This window comes from Sphingomonas sp. Leaf10, from assembly GCF_001421245.1.
Classification (GTDB): Bacteria; Pseudomonadota; Alphaproteobacteria; order Sphingomonadales; family Sphingomonadaceae; genus Sphingomonas.
Window position 1 is genome coordinate 319,959 of the sequence record NZ_LMKE01000013.1, and the last position, 20,415, is coordinate 340,373.

15 protein-coding genes are annotated in these 20,415 nt (G+C 67.2%); 7 read left to right on the forward strand and 8 right to left on the reverse strand.

The window, feature by feature from the left end:
• Positions 1-22: 22 nt before the first annotated feature.
• A complete protein-coding gene (locus tag ASE59_RS12215) occupies positions 23-469 on the forward strand; it encodes a hemerythrin domain-containing protein (RefSeq protein ID WP_056456399.1) in 447 nt (148 codons plus the stop codon).
• A 38-nt stretch (positions 470-507) separates the two neighbouring features.
• Positions 508-1,797, forward strand: coding sequence for an adenylosuccinate synthase (locus ASE59_RS12220; RefSeq protein WP_056456401.1), 1,290 nt, complete (start codon positions 508-510; stop codon positions 1,795-1,797).
• Between the two features lie 193 nt (positions 1,798-1,990).
• Here the strand turns inward: ASE59_RS12220 and ASE59_RS12225 are convergent, their stop codons facing one another.
• The 6 genes from ASE59_RS12225 to ASE59_RS12250 form a co-directional block, all read right to left on the reverse strand.
• Positions 1,991-2,299 carry a hypothetical protein gene (locus ASE59_RS12225; protein WP_056456404.1) on the reverse strand — a complete coding sequence of 103 codons (309 nt, stop codon included), beginning with the start codon at positions 2,297-2,299 and terminating at the stop codon, positions 1,991-1,993.
• A gap of 128 nt (positions 2,300-2,427) precedes the next feature.
• Positions 2,428-3,495, reverse strand: a complete 1,068-nt coding sequence (gene aroC, locus ASE59_RS12230; protein WP_056456405.1) for a chorismate synthase — start codon at positions 3,493-3,495, stop codon at positions 2,428-2,430.
• Entirely contained in the window at positions 3,492-4,007 is a 516-nt protein-coding gene (locus tag ASE59_RS12235) for a GNAT family N-acetyltransferase (protein ID WP_056456407.1), read from the reverse strand. The genes aroC and ASE59_RS12235 overlap by 4 nt, the downstream gene beginning before the upstream one ends.
• A 5-nt stretch (positions 4,008-4,012) precedes the next feature.
• Positions 4,013-4,816, reverse strand: coding sequence for an enoyl-ACP reductase FabI (gene fabI / locus ASE59_RS12240; protein ID WP_056456408.1), 804 nt, complete (start codon positions 4,814-4,816; stop codon positions 4,013-4,015).
• A complete protein-coding gene (locus ASE59_RS12245; RefSeq protein WP_056456410.1) occupies positions 4,813-5,754 on the reverse strand; it encodes a YihY/virulence factor BrkB family protein in 942 nt (313 codons plus the stop codon). The genes fabI and ASE59_RS12245 overlap by 4 nt, the downstream gene beginning before the upstream one ends.
• A gap of 30 nt (positions 5,755-5,784) precedes the next feature.
• Positions 5,785-6,726 carry a DnaJ C-terminal domain-containing protein gene (locus ASE59_RS12250; RefSeq protein WP_056456412.1) on the reverse strand — a complete coding sequence of 314 codons (942 nt, stop codon included), beginning with the start codon at positions 6,724-6,726 and terminating at the stop codon, positions 5,785-5,787.
• A gap of 172 nt (positions 6,727-6,898) precedes the next feature.
• Here ASE59_RS12250 and ASE59_RS12255 point away from each other — a divergent pair, with 172 nt between their 5' ends.
• The 3 genes from ASE59_RS12255 (at position 6,899) to ASE59_RS12265 (ending at position 9,606) form a co-directional block, all read left to right on the forward strand.
• Positions 6,899-7,564, forward strand: coding sequence for a DUF4197 domain-containing protein (locus tag ASE59_RS12255; protein ID WP_162235313.1), 666 nt, complete (start codon positions 6,899-6,901; stop codon positions 7,562-7,564).
• Between the two features lie 40 nt (positions 7,565-7,604).
• On the forward strand, positions 7,605-9,104 hold the full coding sequence (locus tag ASE59_RS12260) for a flavin-containing monooxygenase (RefSeq protein ID WP_056456414.1): 1,500 nt from the start codon (positions 7,605-7,607) through the stop codon (positions 9,102-9,104).
• Positions 9,105-9,177: 73 nt separating this feature from the next.
• Positions 9,178-9,606: a hypothetical protein gene (locus ASE59_RS12265; RefSeq protein WP_156360049.1), complete on the forward strand. Its 429-nt coding sequence runs from the start codon at positions 9,178-9,180 to the stop codon at positions 9,604-9,606.
• On the opposite strand, the gene ASE59_RS12270 is transcribed toward ASE59_RS12265, so the two are convergent.
• Both ASE59_RS12270 and ASE59_RS12275 read right to left on the reverse strand, forming a co-directional pair.
• Complete coding sequence (locus tag ASE59_RS12270; protein WP_056456418.1) at positions 9,603-12,641, reverse strand: ligand-binding sensor domain-containing diguanylate cyclase; 3,039 nt, start codon at positions 12,639-12,641, stop codon at positions 9,603-9,605. The two genes, ASE59_RS12265 and ASE59_RS12270, sit on opposite strands and share 4 nt — an antisense overlap.
• A gap of 203 nt (positions 12,642-12,844) precedes the next feature.
• Positions 12,845-15,886, reverse strand: coding sequence for a TonB-dependent receptor plug domain-containing protein (locus ASE59_RS12275; RefSeq protein ID WP_056456420.1), 3,042 nt, complete (start codon positions 15,884-15,886; stop codon positions 12,845-12,847).
• Positions 15,887-16,451: 565 nt separating this feature from the next.
• On the opposite strand from ASE59_RS12275, the gene ASE59_RS12280 reads away from it, so the two are divergent.
• Together ASE59_RS12280 and ASE59_RS12285 are read left to right on the forward strand one after the other, a co-directional pair.
• Entirely contained in the window at positions 16,452-18,761 is a 2,310-nt protein-coding gene (locus ASE59_RS12280) for a penicillin acylase family protein (RefSeq protein WP_056456422.1), read from the forward strand.
• A complete protein-coding gene (locus ASE59_RS12285; protein WP_056456425.1) occupies positions 18,758-20,341 on the forward strand; it encodes an N-acyl-D-amino-acid deacylase family protein in 1,584 nt (527 codons plus the stop codon). Before ASE59_RS12280 ends, ASE59_RS12285 begins: the two co-directional genes overlap by 4 nt.
• Positions 20,342-20,415: the final 74 nt, after the last annotated feature.

Consider the following 20,415-nt stretch of genomic DNA (forward strand, 5'->3'; position numbering starts at 1 on the left):
GCCCATCCGCAGGACCACCGCCATGCTCCGTGCCGATCGACTGATCCTTGAACATCTCGAACTGGCCTCGATCGCCGCCGATCTGCTGCGCCATGCCGAGGCGCGGCCGATCGATCCGGCGGCAATCGCCACGACGCGCTGGTCGCTCAGTCGCCAGTTGCTGGCCCATCTCGCGACCGAGGATCGACTGCTCTATCCCATGCTGCGCCGCAGCCCCGACCAAGCGACCGCGGCGCTCGCCGACCGGTTCGCAGCCGAACTCGGCGGGCTGGCCGATGCGTTCAAGGACTATATGCGGCACTGGACCGCCGAGCGGATGGCGTGCGACCCCGACGGCTTCGAGCGCGACACCCGCGCCCTGTCCACGCAACTCGACGAACGCATCCGCCGCGAGGAAGCCGAACTCTATCGTCACATTCCTGACCCACAGATGGTCGCCAAGGTGGACGTGGCCGCACGACGCGCCTAGTGCAGCGCCGATACCGACAGGCATGAGGGTTACAGGACGTGGCGAACGTAGCGGTGATCGGCGCCCAATGGGGTGACGAGGGCAAGGGGAAGATCGTCGACTGGCTGGCGGAGCGCGCCGACATGGTCGTCCGGTTCCAGGGCGGTCATAATGCCGGCCATACGCTGGTCGTCGGCGGCACCGTCTACAAGCTGTCGCTGCTCCCCTCGGGCATCGTCCGCGGCACCCCCTCGATCGTCGGCAACGGCGTCGTGCTCGATCCATGGGCGCTGAAGGCAGAGGTCGAGCGGCTCCGCGAACAGGGCGTATCGGTCACCCCCGACACGTTGATGATCGCCGAAACCTGTGCGCTCATCCTCCCCTTCCACCGCGACCTCGACGGTCTGCGTGAGGATGCGAGCGGCGCGGGCAAGATCGGCACGACCCGTCGCGGCATCGGCCCGGCGTATGAGGACAAGGTCGGCCGCCGCGCGATCCGCGTCTGCGACCTCGCCCATCTCGACCAGCTCGAGCCGCAGCTCGATCGCCTGACCGCGCATCATGACGCTCTGCGGGCCGGCTTCAACGAACCCGCGATCGACCGTGCTGCGCTGATCGCCGAACTGCGCGAGATCGCCGATTTCGTCCTGCCCTATGCGCAGCCGGTCTGGCGGGTACTGGCGCAGGCCAAGGCGAAGGGGCAGCGCATCCTGTTCGAAGGCGCGCAGGGCGTACTGCTCGACATCGACCATGGCACCTATCCGTTCGTCACCTCGTCGAACACTATCGCCGGCACGGCGGCGGGCGGTTCAGGCATGGGTCCGGGCGCGGTCGGGTTCGTGCTGGGCATCGCCAAGGCGTACACGACCCGCGTCGGCTCCGGCCCGTTCCCGACCGAACTGGAGAATGAAACGGGTGAGCGGCTGGGCGTGCGCGGCCATGAATTCGGCACCGTCACCGGCCGCAAGCGCCGCTGCGGCTGGTTCGACAGCGTGCTGGTGCGACAGGCGGCGGCCGTTGGCGGCATCACCGGCATCGCGCTGACCAAGATCGACGTGCTCGACGGGTTCGAGGAGGTGGCGATCTGCACCGGCTATCGCCTCGGCGACCAGGTGCTCGACTATTACCCCGCCCATGCCGCCGATCAGGCAAAGGTGGAGCCGATCTACGAAACCATGCCCGGCTGGTCGGAATCGACTGCCGGCGCACGCAGCTGGGCCGAACTTCCGGCACAGGCGATCAAGTATATCCGCCGGATCGAGGAACTGATCCAGTGCCCGGTGACGCTGGTATCGACCAGCCCCGAACGCGACGATACGATCCTCGTACGCGATCCATTCGCCGACTAACGCCTTAGCCTACTAATCCCCATCCCGTTTGCTTCGAGCGCAGGTTCGCGCCTGTCGAGAACCGTAGTCGAGAAGGGAGTGCCCCGCGCATCCCATTCTCGAAAGGCTCGAAGCCGTTCGAACCGGACGGTTAGCCAAGACAGCAAAAGGCCCGCCCGGATCGCTCCGGGCGGGCCTTTTTCGTTACCGGCGATCAGCGCGGCGTACCGGTCGTTCCACCCGGCGGGGTCGTGGTCGGCGTATCGCCCGTCGTGGTGGGCGGCGTCGTGTCGTCGGTCGTCGTCGTATCGCCCGTCGTCGATTCGCCCGGACGCGTCGGGTCGGCAGGAACCGGGTTGGTCGGGCCGGTGGTCTGTGGCAACGGCTGGGTCGGACGCGACGGATCGACCGTGCCCGGCACGCTGTTCGGTGAGGTCGGTTGCGTCGGGGTGGTCGGCACCTGTGCGACGGCGGTGGTGGCCCCACCCAGGATCAGCAGGCTCGCGAAAATGGTCTTGCGCATCGAGTGTCTCCTTGCATCAAGCAGGGGACTCAAGTCGCGAACGTCCGGAAGGGTCCGCAAAACACGCTCAGCCCATCGTAAAATATCGTCATTTTTAAGGCAGAGCGTTATGACTTGACGACCGGCGATCAGCCGACCTGTCCGCGATGGCGCAATTTCTGGTCCGCCAGCACCAATGCGACCATCGCCTCGACCACCGGTACGCCGCGAATGCCGACGCATGGATCGTGCCGCCCCTTGGTCGCGATCGTCGTCGCCTGCCCATCGGGACCGATCGTCTCGACCGGGGTCAGGATCGAACTGGTCGGCTTGAATGCAACGCGCAGCGTCACCGGCTGCCCGGTCGAGATACCGCCGGCGATCCCCCCGGCGTGGTTGGCAAGGAACTCCGGCCCGCCCGCACCCGGCCGCATCGGATCGGCATTGGCCTCCCCCGACAGCGCAGCCGCCGCGAAGCCGTCCCCGATCTCGACGCCCTTGACCGCATTGATCGACATCGCCGCGCTCGCCAGTTCGGCATCCAGCTTGGCATAGAGCGGCGCGCCCCAGCCCGCCGGCACGCCTTCGGCACGACAGGCGACGACCGCACCCAGCGACGATCCGCCCTTGCGCGCGCCGTCGACCAGCGCTTCCCAACGCGTCGCTGCCGCGGCATCAGGGCAGAAGAAGGGATTGCGGCCGATCTCCGCCGCATCGAACGCCGCCGGATCGATCGCGTCGCCGCCGATCGACTCGACCCATGCGGTGATCGTCACCTCCGGGATCACCAGCCGCGCCACGGCTCCGGCCGCGACCCGTGCCGCCGTTTCGCGCGCCGACGACCGGCCGCCGCCGCGATAGTCGCGAAAGCCGTATTTCGCGTCATAGGCGTAATCGGCATGGCCGGGGCGATAGGCTTTGGCGACCTCCGAATAGTCCTTCGACCGCTGGTCGACATTCTCGATCATCAGGCTGATCGGCGTGCCGGTCGTCCGCCCGTCGAACACGCCCGACAGGATACGCACCGCATCCGGCTCGCGCCGCTGCGTCGTGAAGCGGCTGGTCCCCGGCCGCCGCGCATCGAGGAACGGCTGGATGTCGCCCTCGCTCAAGAGCAACCCCGGCGGGCACCCGTCGACCACCGCGCCTAGCGCCGGGCCATGGCTTTCGCCCCAGGTGGTGAAGCGGAACAGATGCCCGAAACTATTGTGGCTCATGCGTCCTCCCCCAAAGCCGCAAAGGCGCGGGCATGGCTCGCTGCGCCGGGTGTATGGACGCAGGGTCCGTCGTTAAGGCGGATGCCCAGAAAATACTTGCCGGCATAGGGGCTGTCGAAGCCCCGTGCCGTCGCCGCCTCGAACCCGAAGCGGCCGTAATAGGCCGGATCACCCAGCACGAACGCTAGTTCGACCCCGGCACCGCGCAAATGGGCGATAGCGGCTGCGACCAACGCTTCGCCGACTCCCTGCCCCCGCAGGTCCTTCGCCACCGCCAGCGGCGCGACCGCGACTGCCGCGATTTCACGCGTGTCGGCGGTGACCTGCATCCGGCTGGCGGCGATCATACCGATCACCGCGCCCGCATCCTCGGCGACCAGTACCAGAACCAGGTCGCCGTCGATCGCCAATTGCTGGACCAGCCGCGCCTCTTCGTCGCGCGGGAAACAGGTGCGCAGCAACGCATCGACCGCCGGTGCGTCGGCACCGGTCGCCGCGCGGATGACGCTCATGCGGTTCAGGCCAGTGCGATGTCGGGCGCGTCCTCGGCCTTCATGCCGATGACATTGTACCCGGCATCGACGTGATGAATCTCACCGGTCACGCCGCTTGCCAGATCGCTCAGCAGATACAGCCCCGCCCCGCCGACATCGTCGATCGTGACGTTGCGGCGCAGTGGCGAGTTCAGTTCGTTCCACTTCAGGATGTAGCGGAAATCGCCGATGCCGCTGGCCGCCAGCGTCTTGATCGGCCCGGCCGAGATCGCATTCACCCGGATATTTTCCGGACCCATGTCCATCGCCAGATATTTGACCGACATGTCGAGCGCGGCCTTGGCAACGCCCATGACATTGTAGTGCGGCACGACCTTTTCCGACCCGTAATAGGTCAGCGTCAGCAGCGATCCGCCATTCGGCATCAGCGCCCGCGCGCGCTTTGCGACCGCGGTGAACGAATAGACGCTGATGTTCATCGTCATCAGGAAATTGTCGAGGCTGGTGTCGTAATAATGCCCGCGCAGTTCGTTCTTGTCCGAAAAGCCGATGGCGTGGACGACGAAGTCGATCGTCGGCCACCGCGCGGCGATCGTGTCGAATGCCGTGTCGAACGCACCCATGTCGGCGACGTCGCATTCGATCAGGAAGTCCGAGCCGAGTTCGCCCGCCAGCGGACGGACGCGCCGTTCCAGCGCTTCTCCCTGATAGGTGAAGGCTAGTTCCGCACCCTGCGCCGCGAGCTGCTTGGCGATGCCCCAGGCCAGCGACCGATCATTGGCGAGGCCCATTATGACCCCGCGCTTGCCCTGCATCAAACCGTTCACGCGACTTTCCCTTTTTCGTCTGTTGGCACCCCCTCTAGACCGGGATCGGGCGTTTCCGCCAGCGCCGCGTTCAATTCGCCGCCGATCACCACGCCGAGGCCGACGATATAGAAGAAAAACAACGCGATCATCACCCCGGCAAGGCTGCCATAAGTTCGGTCATATCCGCCCAGCGCATCGATCGCCAGCGGCAGCAACTGCGTCGTACCGATCCATACCGTCGCCGTCGCCACCGCGCCCGGCCATTTCGGACATTTCGACAGCCGATATTTCTTGGGCGCCAGCGAATAGAACAGGGTGTAGAGCGCGATGAACAGCGCCAGCGCCGGAAACAGCTTCGCGATCGACAGATAGGCGGCATAGGGCTGCAGGAACGGCAATACGCGGTAGATCAGCTGTTCGACACCGACCAGCACGACCTGAAGGCTGAACGCGATCATCAGCATCACCACCGACCCGACGATCAGCCCGATCGACCCCAGCCGATATTCCCAGAAGGGTCGCGAGAACGGAATGCCATAGGCCTGTCGCAGGATCGAGCGCACCGTTTCGATGAACCCGGTCGTCGTCCACAGCCCGACCAGCGCGCCCAGCCACAACAGCGACCCCGACCGCGCCTGCAACACGTCGAGGATCGGCTGTTCCAGCACCACCGCCACGTCGCGCGGCACGGTTTCGAGGAACGCGGTGACCGCATGGATGCTGTCGCCGCTGCGCCCGACCGCGCGCGCGATCGCCGCCGCGACGATGAAGAAGGGGAACAGCGTCAGCAGCGAGAGATAGGCGAGGTTGCCGGCATGGGTAAAACCGTCGGTGAACGTCCCGATGGCGACGCGCTTGATGACCTCGATCGCCCGCGCCGACGGCCGCAGCCGCGACAGTGCGGGCCGGCCCCGGTGGCCGCGTACCTCGGGGCTTTCCGGGGACGGCTGGTTCATTGCAAAGGCTCCGTCCGGGTCAGGACTGGGTCAAACGCCGAACCGCGCCCTCGGGTCCGCCGTCCGCCCGGACCAATCCTCGACGAACGCCGCCAGCGCGGCGTCGTCGGCGGGCACATCGATCATCAGCGTGACCAGCTGGTCGCCGCGCGTGCCGTCCTTGCGATGGAAGCCGCGACCTTTGAGGCGCAGCGTCTTGCCCGAAGTCGCGCCCTTGGGAACGCTCAGCATCACCGCGCCCTCTACGGTCGGCACCCGCACCTTCGCGCCCAGCACCGCCTCGGCCAGATTGACCGGCAGGTCGATGCGGATATCGTCGCCGTCGCGGGTGTAGAAACGATGCGGATCGACCTCGATCGTGACGATCGCGTCGCCCGCCCCGCCCGGCCCCGGATCACCCTTTCCGCCCAGCCGCATCTGCGTGCCCGTATCGACGCCGGCCGGTAGCTTCAGGTCGATCGTCTTGCCGTCAGCCAGCGTGATCCGCTGCGGGCTGAGCGTCGCCGCATCCTCGAACGGCACCTTTAGCTTGTAGGCGACGTTGCCGCCCTTGGGCTGCGGACGCCGGCCGAACCCGCTGGCAAAGCCGCCGCCGGCATTGCTCCGCCCACCGAACAGCCCCTCGAAAATGTCGGAAAAGTCGCCGCCCTGCGCGTCGCCCCCCATGTCGAAGCCGCCGCGACCGCCGGGTCCGGCGCGGAAACCACCGGCACCGCCGCCGCCACCGCCATAGCCGAACGGCGAGGCAGGGTTGCCGTCGCCATCGATCTCACCCCGGTCGAAACGCGCGCGCTTGTCCTTGTCGGTCAACAGGTCATAGGCCTGCGTGACCTTCGAAAACCGGTCGGACGCGGCCTTGTCGTCCTTGTTACGGTCCGGGTGCAGCTCCTTGGCGAGCTTGCGATACGCTTTCTTGATGTCTGCCTCGGTCGCGGCGCGCGCGACGCCGAGGGTTGCATAGGGATCGGCCATGGTCCGGTAGCTAGGGCGGGACGCGGCGCTCGGCAATGGGACAAACCCACGAAACGGAAGCAAAACGATCCCCGGTTCAACGTCGGTTCACGCGCATGACGGCACCGGAAGCGCTTGGCTGCGTTGGCAGCGCGATCTTCCCCAGGAGAACTGGCCTATGATCCATGCCCCGATGTCCCGTCGCCGCATCCTCGGCGCGACCGCCCTGATGCTTCCCGTCACGATCCTCGGCGGCTGCGCGACCCCGCTCGGCAGCTACGGCGTCGAAGAAGGCGTGCGGCGGCTGCTGACGCTGTCGAGCCAGCGCGCCTTCGAACGGCTGATCCGTCCGGGTGGCTTTTACGACGATCAGTTGACCCGGCTGACACTGCCCGACACCGCCGGGCAGAACAATGTGCTGGCGGCGGTGCTCAGGACCAATGCGGTGCGGTCGCGGATCGCGTTGGCGCTGAACGATATCGCGGTCGATGCCGCCGATCGGGCGACGCCGGTGGTGCTCGATTCGATCCGCGGGCTGACGCTGGCCGATGCGGTGGCGGTGCTGCGCGGCGGACCGACCGCCGCCACCGACCTGCTGGCGCAATCGGCGCGCGGCGCGGTGATCGATGCCATGTTCCCGACCTTTTCGAATGACCTACGCTCCGACACGGCCGAAATCCTGTTGGCGATCGTCGCGGCGCAGACCGGCATCGATTACGGCGCGCTGGCCCGCAGCGCCGCCGATCAGGCGGGCAACGCGATCTTCCGCGCGATCGGACGCGAGGAAGCGGCGATTCGTGCCGATCCGCGCCGGACCGGCGATCCGGTGCTGACCGCGCTGCTGCTCGGCACGCGCTGACGCTTGGCAAGGGCGGCGGGCGGGCGGATAAGCGCAAGCGATGAATGCCCCCGCCCCTGCCCCAGCCGCACCCGATGTCGACGTCGTGATCGTCGGCGCTGGATTGTCGGGTATCGACGCCGCCTATCATCTGCAAACGCGCTGTCCCGACCTGCGCTACGCGATCTTCGAGGCGCGGGGCGCGATCGGTGGGACATGGGACCTGTTCCGCTATCCTGGCATCCGGTCGGATTCGGACATGCATACGCTGGGCTTTCCGTTTCGGCCGTGGCGGGACCGCAAGACCATTGCCGCCGGCGGCGACATCCGCGATTATGTCGAGGATACGGCACGGATGTTCGGCAGCGACCGGCATATCCGCTTCCACCATCGCATCATCGCGGCGGATTGGTCGTCGGCGGACGCACTGTGGACGCTGCGGTGCCAGTCGGAGGACGGTGAGCATATCGTCCGCTGCCGCTTCCTGTTCATGGGGTCGGGTTATTACGACTATGCCGGCGGCCATGCCCCGGAGTTCGAGGGCCAAGAGACGTTCGCCGGACAGATCGTCCACCCGCAGCACTGGCCCGAAGACCTGGACGTCGCCGGCAAGCGGATCGCGGTGATCGGCAGTGGCGCTACGGCGGTGACGCTGGTCCCGGCGCTTGCCGAACAGGGGGCGCGGGTGACGATGGTGCAGCGTTCGCCCAGCTATATCGTCGCCCACCCGTCCGAGGACGCGTTTGCCGACCGCCTGTACCGCTGGCTGCCGGTTGCGGCAGCGGGACGGCTGGCGCGGTGGAAGAATGTCGCGATGGCATTGGCCGCGTTCCAGTTTTCGCGGGCGTGGCCGAAGCGGATGCGGGCGTTCATCCTGAAGGGCACGAAAGACGCCCTGCCGCAACTGGCGGACATCGACCGGCATTTCACCCCGAGCTACGACCCATGGGACCAGCGGCTGTGCCTGGTGCCCGATGCCGACCTGTTCCGGGCGCTGAACGAAGGAACGGCGACGATCGTCACCGATACGATCCGGCGCCTTATCCCCGAGGGGCTGGAACTGGGGTCGGGCGAGCGGGTGGCGGCGGACGTGATCGTCACCGCGACGGGGCTGAAACTGCATCTGATGGGCGGAGTAGCCATTACCGTCGACGGGGTGCCCTTCGTGGCGAGCGAGCATCTGGTCTATCGCGGGATGATGGTGTCGGGCGTGCCTAATCTGGTGTTCGCGATGGGCTATACCAACGCGTCATGGACGCTGAAGATCGATCTGGTGTCGCGGCGGATGTGCCGGATGCTCGAGCATATGCGGCGGCGCGGATATGCGTATTGCGTGCCCGCCGCGCCCGGGGCCGGAATCGAGCGGCGACCGCTGCTGGACTTCAGTTCGGGCTATGTCCAGCGGGCGGAAGCGGCGTTGCCGGGTCAGGGATCGCACAGCCCGTGGCGGCTGCGGCAGAATTATTTCCTAGATTACATCGCGTTCCGGTTCGGGCGGCTGGCGGACGGGGTGTTGCAGTTCCGGAAGGTGACGAAGGTGCCGCATATCACCCCCCGCTAAGGCCCTTATTTACTATTGCGAGTCATTTGCATTTTAGGCATGATCGATCCGGTCGAGCGATTGGAGACAGATCATGCACGCAGCCCTTCCCCCAGCCGACAGCATCGTCACGCATACACACAGCGACCGAGCGACGGTGCGATCGACGCTGATCACCGCGGTCGCGCGTTGCTGGCGGGTGGCGCGCGACGAGCGGGAGAATGCGCAGAAATGCCTGTATGCATTGCTCCGCCCGGTCGGGCTGGGCGTGTTGGCGCCGGTGTTCGACAGCCTGTTCAGCCTGTGCGAAAGCGCGCTGGGCCGGCCGATCGCGACCGGGCTGCGCGGACCGGCATCGGCCGACGAGCAACTGGTGCTGGGGATGCTGGACGGTAGCCGGCCGCGCCGCGACTGCCTGAACTGCGACGCCGGAAAGGCGTCCGCGCTGGATTGCGCGATCTGTTCGACGCGGATCATGTTGACACTGGCCGTCGACGACCAGCGTCGGATGGCGATCGGTTAAACCCCGACCGGTTCGTTCAGGTCGGCGAGGTCGCGGTCGTCGGCCAGTTCGATCCGGTTCCGCCCGGCGCGTTTTGCGCGGTACATCGCCAGATCGGCACGGTGGAGCACGGCGGCGGGGGGTTCGCCACCGGTCGCGGCGGCGATCCCGGCGCTGAGGGTCACGCTGATCCGTGCACCGTCAACTTCGGTCACCGCGCGTGCCACCACCTGCCGCAAGCGTTCGGTGATTGCGGCGGCGTCGGCGATGCCGCTGTCGGCGAACAGGATCGCCAGTTCCTCCCCACCATAGCGCGCGACGCAATCGACGGCGCGGACCCCGCCGGCGATGCGCGCGGCAACCGCCTGTACCACCAGGTCGCCGGTGTGATGGCCGTAGGTGTCGTTGACACGTTTGAAATGATCGATGTCGAGCATCGCCACGGCATAGCCACGTCCGCTGCGCATCGCCGTCTCGCGCGCCGCCTCCAGCCGGGCGAGCAGCGTCCGGCGATTGGCGAGGCCGGTCAGCGAATCGGTGCTGGCGAGTTGCGACAGGGTGACGTTGGCGGCGCGCAGTTCGCCGGTACGCTGTTCGATGGTCCGTTCGAGCGCGCGGGTCCGCTGGCGCAGCACCATCGTACGCAGCTGGACGATACCGAAAACCGCCGCCAGTCCGATGATCGCCATGGCGAGGCGCACATACCAGCGTTCATGCCATGCCCGCGTCACGACCATGTCGATCGCGGTCGTGACGACGCGCGGGTGCACGCCGGGGATATGCGCCTGTAGTTCCAGCACATATTCGCCGCCGGGCAGGTTGGTATAGATCGCGGTCGCCGGCACCGATTCGGGCAGGCCGACCCAGTCGGTATCGAACCCGACCAGGCGGTAGCGATAACGGATTTCCTGCGGCGCCGCATAATCGGTCAGGGCGAAGGCGACGCGGAGCGCATGGCCATCAACGCGGATCGCCCGCTGTCCGGCAAGGGGGCCGAACGGCAGGGCGCGACCATCCTGTTCGATATCGGTGGGCGCCAGCGTCAGCGATCCGTTCGAACGGGCGGCGAGCATCCGGTCGGGCCGCAATACCAGCAGCCCGCCGGTCCCGCCGAACAGCAGGTCGCCGTCGCGGGTCATCGCCGCCACCCGTTGATTATAGGCGTCGGACGGCAGGCCGTCGCGCTGGCTGACCACACGTACCCCGCGCCCCTGCGGATCGAGGACCGAGATGCCGCTGGCTCCGGTAGTCCATACCCGGCCGCGCCGGTCGGCCAGCACCGCCGCGACGTTGTCGTTGGCCAGCCCCTCCGCTTCGGTGATCGCGCGGAATCGCAGGCCGTGCGACGACTGGGTGCCGCGCGCGACCCCGCCATAGGTGCCGACCCACAACGCGCCCGCCGACTGCACGATCGACCCGGTATAGTTTTGCGGCAGGCTGGCCGGGTCGGCCGGATCGTTGCGATAGTTGGCGAAGCGTCCGGTCGCCGGGTCGAAGCGGCTGAGCCCGCCGGGCGTCGCGATCCATGGCCGTCCATCGCCCATGTCGACGATGTTGATGACTTCGTTGTTGGCGATCGTCGTCGCATCGCCATCGACATGGCGATAATGAGCGAGCCGCCGGGTGCGTTCGTCCCAGGTGAACAGCCCCTTGTAGGTACCGATCAGCAGCAGATGGCCCGAACGGGCCAGCGCGATCACCGGCAGGTCGTCGGGCAGCGGTACGGCAAGACTGCGTTCGGCGAACGTCACCGGATCGATCGCGACGATGCCGCGCGCCCCCACCAGCACCATGCCGCCCGGCAGTTCGAGAAACGCCTTCACATCCTGTCCGGCATGGCGGCCATTCAGGCGGAAATGGCGCACGGTGCCGGCCGCGCGGTCGATCCGGTCGATCATGCCGTTGCTGAGACCGACCCAGATGCGATCGCGGCTGTCGACCATCACCCCGCGCACGTTACGATCCCCCAGCGACCGGCGCGGATCGGGCATGGCGTTGGTGATGGTGAAGATCGCATCCAGCGTCGGATCGGTCTGCGACGCGCCGACATCGGTCGCCGCCCAGAGCCGCCCGGTGCGATCGATCGTCACGTCGCGCACCGTATCGCCGCCCAGCGAGGCATGGTTGGCGGGAATGTTGCGCATCGCATCGACCGTCACGCCATGGTCGGTGCGGATGCGCAGCACCCCCATCCCATCAGTCGCGGCCCAGATCGTGCCGTCGCGCTGGCGGGCAAAGGCGCGGATGGTGCGATGGCCGACCAAGGGCGCGTCACCCGCCAACACGCGCGGCTGTACGAACCGGCCGTCGCGCAGCTGGACAAAGATGCCGTGCGACCCGGTGCCGATCCACAGCCGGCCATAGGCGCCGCGCTGGATCGCCCAGACGTCACCGAAGGCCGGCGTGGCGACACGCGAAAAGGCGCGGTCATGCGGCCGGCGGACGAACAGCCCCTTGTCACCGCCGGCATAGATGGTGCCGTCGGCGTCGCGATGGACGGTGAACGCCCCCTCGACCAGATCGCCACCGGGCACCACCAGCGAGACGACGCGGTCGTGCCGCGCATCGTAACGGAACACGCCATGGTCCGACGCGATCAGCGCGCCGTCCTGTCCGTCGGAGGTGATCGCGAGGATGCGGGTGCCCATGCCGACCCCGGCCGCCCCCTGCAACGCGACGAACGCGTTCGACACCGGATCGAAGCGCACCGCGCCGCCGACATTGGTGCCGACCAGCATGCCGCCATGCGGCAGGGCGTGGAGCGCACGGATATAATTGTCGGGCAGGCTGGTCCGGTCGCGCGATACCTGTCGAAAGACCTTCAGCCGTTGCCCGTCATAGCGGGCGAGGCCGCCACGCGTGCCGATCCACATCAGCGCGTCGCTGCCCTGCACGATCGCGGTCGTGGTGGCGTGGGGCAGGCCCGACGTCGCGTCGAGCGTCAGGAACCGTGTCGTGCGCCAGCCGCCCCAGCCATCGCGCGGGGCAGCCGCCACCGCCGGCCCGGCGACCGTCAGGACTGCAAGAAGCAGAAGACAGAGGAGATAGTGCCGCATCTGATTTCCTGTGCGGCATTCTAGGCGACGTTGCTTGCGGCGTAGTTAACGCCGTCCGACTTTGCCGCGTTTTGCGACGGGCGGTGGAACCAATTCGATGTCGCCGAAACGCGCCATTTCGTGCGGAGCGCCCCTCCCTTGTCAGGGAGGGGAGCAGTTCGTCGATCGTCCGTCCCCGACAGCGACCGGCGACGAACTCCGTATCAGCGCGTCTGCATGCGGATGCCGATGCGGAACCGGCGGCCAAGCAGGTCCGAATAGGTCGAATTCGCCGCCAGACCGGTTTCCGGCAGCAGCAGCGGCCAGCGGTCGAACAGGTTCGTCACGTTGACAAAGAACTGCGCTTCTGCCCCGTTAAAGCGAACCTTCTGCGTCAGGTTGAGGTCGGCATAGAAGGTACCCGAGACGCGGTTGTTGTCGTAGGTGAAGAAGTTGGCGTCGTTCGGCGGGCAGGCGGTCGAACATTCGATGCCGTTTGCCGCATAGCGCCCCGCGCTGACCCCGCGACCGACGGCGGTGATCGAGAAGTCGGGCGTGTCATAGGCGGCACTGACCCGGTAGATCCATTTGGGCGTGCTGAACTGACCGCCATTCACCCCGACCGAATTGAGCACCACCGTGCCCGGCACGCCGTTGTCGAGCAGATTGTCGATATAGCGCGTGGCGAGGCCCCGGACCGTGAAACTGCCCTCGCTATTGGCGAACAGTTCGTCGAGCGCGAGGCGGTAGGAGGCGTCGATATCGACCCCCTTCACCAGCTGGTTCGCGGCGTTGAACGGCTGGCTGCGGATCAGCAGATAGGGTTGGGCCGGGTTCTGGGTACGCGCCGGATCGACCGAGATCGCATCGCAGAAGGATTGCTGGTCCTGCAGATAGCACAGGTCCGCAATCTGTTGCGCGCTGAAGGTCGTGATCGCCTGCTTCACGTCGATGCGGAAATAATCGACCGACAGGTTGAAGCCGGGCAGGAAGCGCGGGGCGATGACGACGCCGGCATTCCACGAATCGGCCTTTTCCGGACCCAGCGCGCGGTTGCCGGTGACGAAGCCCGAATAGCTGAACGTCGCCGGGCCGTTGGCACCGTCGGTGGTATAGATCGGGTTGCGGATCGCGTCGCTATTGGCCGATCCGCCTTGGAACAGGTCGTTCAGGTTGGGCGCGCGGATGTCGCGCGAACGGGTGGCGCGGAAGCGGATGTCCTCGATCGGCTGCCATGTCGCGCCCGCCTTCCATGTCGTGACATAGCCGGCGGTCGAATAGCGCGTGGCGCGCGCCGCACCGTTGAATTCCAGCCCGAAGCCGAGCGGGACCACCGTTTCGACATAGGCCTCCTTCACGTCATATTCGCCGTTGGTCGGCAGGTAGTTGCCGACCCCCCAGCGGTTCGACGTGGCCGGTCGACCATTGGCGTCGATGGTCGAGACCGGCTGGAACTCGGTCGGCACGAAGCCGCGGATCTTCTCCTTGCGATATTCGGCGCCCAGCGCGACGCTGACATCGCCCGCCCACGTCGCGAATGGCGTGACCGACACGTTGAAGGCGGCGTTATACTGCTCGATCAGCTCGTCGCGATACGGGTCGCCAAGGACATAGGCGAGCGCCGCCGGGTTCGCGACGCCGATGCCCAGCCGGTTCAGCGCCACGCAGGCGGGGTCGTTGTTGTTCGGATTGGTATCGACGTTGATCAGGCACTGGATCGACCCCGCCGCATAGCCGGCGGCATTGCCAGCGGGCGCGAAGACGGCGGCGGTCGCATTGTTCATCGCCGCGTTGTTCATGATGTTGCGCAGCTGCGAATGCTGGTCGGTACGGCCGTACTGGCCATAGATGTTCCACGTCGCGCGCTTGCCGAACAGCTCGGTCGTCCCCTCCGCGCCGACCGCATAGCGCTGCACCTCGCGTTCGTTGTCGACGGCGCGGAACGGCAGGTCGGCGGCGGTCGTCGCCAGCGTGACGCCGGTGATACCGGTCAGCGCGGCGCGGCCGAGCGTGTTGTAGAGGAACGCGTTGCAGGTCAGTGGCGCGGCCGCCGCCGTCGCTGCCGTGCCGCAGTTGGTGGCGTTGAGCGCGATGCCGGTCGCGAGGTTGGGGCCGGCGTTGAAGAAGATCTTCTGCCGGTTATACGCCCCTTCGGCGAACAGTTCGACGCCGTCGGCGACCTCGTAGCTCAACCGCCCGAACACACCGTGACGATCGTCGCGCGGGTCGAGGCCGATGCGGCGGCCCGAATCATTGACCTGCCACGACCCCCCCTGCGTCAGCGTCGCCGGAGCGCTGCCAGTGGGGTTGGGAAAGGTGAGCGCGCCATATTGATATTGCAACACTTGGCCCTGCGCACCGAAATAGGTGCCGCGCAGCCGGTTGGCGGTGCCGCCCGCCGATGCGGTGATCAGGCCGCCCGGCGTCGAGTTGGCCGCGCCGACCTGACGACGGATCAGGTAGCGCGGCGTCGTGCTGCTGGTGGTCCAGTTCGGGTCCTGGATGCGGACATAGCCGGTCGCGTTCCAGTCGCGATCGACCTGGAAGATGCCGTCGCGGTGCGCAACCTCGCCGCTCAGCAGCAAATGCCCGCGTCCGCCGCCGAACGACCAGCCGCCCGCGACGCTCATCGAATAATTGCCGCCATCGCCCTTGTCGGTGACGCCGCTGTCGATCGCGACCTTCAGCCCGGTATAGTCCTTGTCGAGCACATAGTTGACGACACCCGCGACCGCGTCCGACCCATAGGCGGAGGATGCGCCGCCGGTCACGACCTCGACGCTCCTCACCAATGCCTGCGGGATGGTGTTGACGTCGACCAGCCCGGTGACGGTCGATGCGACCGAACGGCGCCCGTCGAGCAGCACCAGCGTCCGTTCCGACCCCAGATTGCGCAGGTTCATGGTGTTGATGCCCGCCTGCCCGCTCGACAGGTTCAGCCGCGAATTGGCGGGGGTGAAGCCGCCGGCAAGCGCGGGCAGCTGGTTCACGAAGTCGGCGATGTTGTTCGACGGCGAACCGTTCTGGATATCCTGCTGCGACAACACGGTCAGCGGAGTCGGTGCCTGGAACCCGTCGCGCACGACGCGCGATCCGGTGACCAGAATGTCGGGGCCGCCATCGGCCTGCGGTTCGGCAGGGGCCTGCGCGCCCGCCACGGGATCGGCGCTCTGGGCAAAGGCCGGCGCGGCGACGCAGAGGGCGACCAGGCTGGAGGCGCGGGCAAGGGCAGGCAGATACCGCCGGAAATGCATCGAAGTCGTCATAATGGCCCCCTATGGCCCCGGTTCGGGCCGATACATTAACGTTGCGCTTTCCTGCGGCATCCGCCGATCCGGTCGTTCATCCGCCGGTCGTATCGGATCGAGGGAAGCTGCGCGTCGGCGGGGATGCGCGTCAAGCGGAGTTCGTTTCTATCGCTTCGGCAAGCCATAGCCCGGTGTTATGGTTTGCGACGGTATGGTGGGAAGGCTGCTTCCATACTCCCCTCCCTGACAAGGGAGGGGTTGGGGGTGGGTCGGCCTGCTTGAGCCGTGAGGGTAACGTCAGGCGGAACCCTACCCACCCCCGCCCCCTCCCTTGTCAGGGAGGGGAGTAATTCGACGGCGCCCCTGCCATAAACATGCCCTATGGCCCGGACAGTGGTTGTCATACCCGGTAGCGCAAAGGGTGCCATAGGATCGGCCATAGCTCCCCTCCCTGACCAGGGAGGGGTTGGGGGTGGGTCGGGTTCCGCCGGACGCAACCGTTGCGGTCCTCGCCGGCCTACCCACCCCTGGCCCCTCCCTTGTCGGGGAAGGGAGCAGAGATTGTTAGCAAGGGACGTCGCCGATGATGCACCGCCGAGCCTTTCTGACCGGATCGGCCGCCGCGCTGGCGCTGACCCCGTTCGCGCTGGAGGCGCGCGCGTTCGCCCCGCGTGGCGATGCGCTCACCGCGCCGGTCGAGATCGTCGACGACGTGCACGGCGTGCCGCATGTCCGCGCCGCCACGATCCCCGACGCCTTCTACGGACAGGGCTATGTCGTCGCGCGCGACCGGCTGTTCCAGATCGACCTCGCCCATCGCCGCGAACTCGGGCGGATGGCCGAAGCGTTTGGCGAGGAGTTCGCGAAGCACGATGCCACCGCACGGCTGTTCCATTATCGCGGCGACCTGAACGTCGAACTGCACCGCGTGCCCGCCGACGTGCTGGCCTGCGCGCGTGCCTATATCGCAGGGATCAATGCGCGGATCGACGAGGTGCTGGCCGATCCGACATTGCTGCCGCAGGAATATGCGATCCTTGGCGTCCAGCCGATCAAATGGGCGATCGAGGATATGGTGCTGGCGCGCGGCAGCTCGATCGGCAATGCCGATGACGAGATCCGCCGCGCGCAACTCGCGGCGATCGGCCTGTTGGAACTCGACGAAATCGTCGCGCCGTTGCGCCCGAACTGGCAGATGACGGTACCCGCCGGGCTGGACGTGAGCGCGGTCTCTCCCGCCGACTTGGGTGTGCTGCGGCAGGGCGGCCTGCCCTTCGGTCCCGAGACGCCGGTCCGCGATCCGGCCGAGGGGCCCGCCGAACGCGCCAATGCCGGGAGCAATGCATGGACTGTCGCGGGGAACCGCACCGCGACCGGGCGCCCGATCCTCGCCAACGATCCGCATCTCGGCATCGGCGGGTTCGGGCCGCGCCATGTCGTGCATCTGAACGCACCCGGGCTGGATGTGATCGGCGGCGGTGCGCCGGGGTTGCCGGGGATCATGCAGGGCCATACCGATCGCTTCGCGTTCGGGCGGACCAATTTCCATATCGACCAGCAGGACCTGTTCATCCTCGAACTCGATCCCGCCGATCCCGAACGCTACCGCCATGCGGGCGGATGGAAGCGGTTCAAGCATGTCGAGGTGGCGATTCCCGTGAAGGGCAGCGCACCCTATGTCGCGCGCCTGCGCTATGCGGTGCAGGGGCCAGTGGTGATGCACGATCCGGCCAAGCGGCGGGCGAGCGTGCTGGCATCGATCGCGATGCAGCCGGGCGGCGGCGGATCGTTCGCGATGATCGCGATCAACCTGGCGCGCGACTGGGCATCGTTGCGCAAGGCGTTCCGCCTGCACCCCTCGCCGACCAATTTCCATTATGCCGATATCGACGGCAATACCGGGTGGCAGGTGATCGGCTTCGCGCCGGTGCGCAAACAGGGCGACGGACTGCTGCCGGTGCCGGGCGACGGGCGGTTCGACTGGACCGGCATGACCGATTTCACCGCGCTGCCCAACGCGTATAATCCGAAGAAAGGCTGGTTCGCATCGGCCAACCAGAACAATCTGCCCGCCGACTGGCCGCGCGACCGCATCCCGGCCTTCTCGTTCCGCGCGCCCTACCGCTATGAACGGATCGCCGACGTGCTGTCGAACCAGACGAAGCACAGCGTCGCCGACAGCGTCGCGTTGCAGTTCGACACGCTGTCGACCCCGGCGCGACAGTTGCTCGCGCTGCTGCCTGCCACCCCCTCGCCCGCCGGCGACATGCTGCGGCGCTGGGACGGGCGGCTGACGGCGGACAGCGCGCCGGCGGCACTGTTCGAAATCCTGTGGCGCGACCTGTCGCAGCGGATGCTGGCGGCGATCGTGCCGGTAAAGGCCAAGGCGCTGGTGACCGAGATCGATCCGTCGGTGCTGCTAGCGCGGCTGCCGCAGCATCCGGCCATCGTGCGCGATGCGCTGGCGTCGTCATGGGATACGGCGCGGACCCTGCTCGGACCCGATCCGGCGACATGGCGCTGGGGGCGTCTGCATCAGGTGCGGATCGCGCATCCCCTCTCCCGCATCCCCGCCATCGCCGCCGCCTTCCCCCCGATCGAGGGTGGCGCGTCGGGCGGCGACAGCTTCACCGTCATGGCACGCTGGCTGGGCGACGGACCCGGCTGGCGCGTCGGTGGCGGGGCGAGTTACATGCAGGTCATCGATGTCGGGGCGTGGGACAATTCGCTGTTCCTGAACCTGCCCGGCCAGTCGAACGATCCGCGCTCGCCCTATTACCGCGACCAGTATCAGCCATGGATCGAAGGGCGGATGCTGCCGATGCTGTTCAGCCGGGCGGCGGTAGACGCTAACGTCGCGCGCCGGACGACATTCAAGGGGACCAGCCGATGACCCGCCTGCCGCTGATCGCGCTGTGCGCGCTGCTGATCGGGGCCGCGCCCGCTGCCGATATCGTGATCCGGGGCGGCACCATCTACGACGGCAGCGGGGGCAAGCCGATTACCGGCGATGTCGAGATCAAGGGCGACCGCATCGTCTATGTCGGGCGCTCGCGCGGCACGCGGGCGGCACAGATCGTCGATGCTCGGGGGCAGATCGTCGCGCCGGGCTTCATCGACGCGCATACCCATCCCGACAGCTATATCCGCTCGCCCGACGCGACTGCGCGGCTGAACCTGCCATGGCTGGCGCAAGGCGTGTCGACGATCGTCATCGGCGTCGACGGGTACGGCACGCCCGACGTCGCCGAGGATGCCGCCGCGCTGACCAAGGCGGGCATCGGCACCAATGTCGCGCCGTTTATCGGCTTCGGCGCGGTGCGCGGGCGGGTGCTGGGGCAGGACGACCGCGCGCCCTCGCCCGCCGAACTGGCACAGGAACGGGCGCTGGTGGCGAAGGGGATGTGCGCCGGTGCCTATGGCCTGTCGACCGGGCTGTTCTATGCGCCGCAGAACTTTGCCAAGACCGACGAAGTGGTCGCGGTCGCGCGCGAGGCGGCGATCCGCGGCGGCATGTACGACACGCATCAGCGCGACGAATCCAATTACACGATCGGCCTTCTCAACTCGACCAGGGAAGCGATCGAGATCGGGCGACAGGCGGGGATGCCGGTGCATTTCGCGCATCTGAAGGCGCTGGGCGTCGATGTGCAGGGCAAGGCACCCGAGCTGATCGCGGTGATCGAGGCGGCACGCAAGGCCGGGCAGAATGTCACCGCCGACCAATATCCGTGGCTGGCATCGGGATCGAGCGTCGACGCGGCGCTTGTCCCCCGCTGGGCCAATGACGGCGGCTACCCGAAGCTGATCGCGCGGTTCGACGACCCCGCGACGCTGGCGAAGATCAAGACCGAGATGGCCGAGAACCTGCGTCGTCGCGGCGGCAAGGAGTCGCTGCTGCTGACCAGCGCGAACATGCCATGGACCGGCCGGACGCTGGGGCAGATGGCTGCGCTCTGGGGCATCGACCCGATCGACGCCGCGATCCGCATCCTACGCGTGGCCGATGCCACGGGCAAGGAACCGGCCGGCGTCTCGGTCGCCAGCTTCAACATGATCGATGCCGATGTCGACCGGATCATGCGCCAGCCATGGGTGGTGACCAGCTCGGACGGATCGAACGGCCATCCGCGCCAGTACGCTACCTTTCCCCGCAAATATCAGGTCTATGTCCGCGAACGGAAGGTGCTGACGATCGGCCAGTTCATCCGCCAGTCGACCGGGGCCACCGCCGACATGTACCGGATGGCGGGGCGTGGGTATCTGAAAGCCGGTCGCTATGCCGATGTCGTGGTGTTCGATCCCATAGGGTACGCGCCGAAAGCCGATTACGTGAACCCGCGCGTGCCGAGTGCCGGGGTGAAGGCGCTGTTCGTGAACGGGCGGATCGCGCTGAAGGACGGCGCGACCACCGGCGCCGCGCCGGGGCGGGTGTTACTGCGACCGACGCCGGCGGGGTGTCCGGCCACCTGACTCCCCTCCCTGACAAGGGGACTGTTTACACCGGCAGCATTTTGGATTCTTGTCTGTTCCCGAGGGTTGAGACA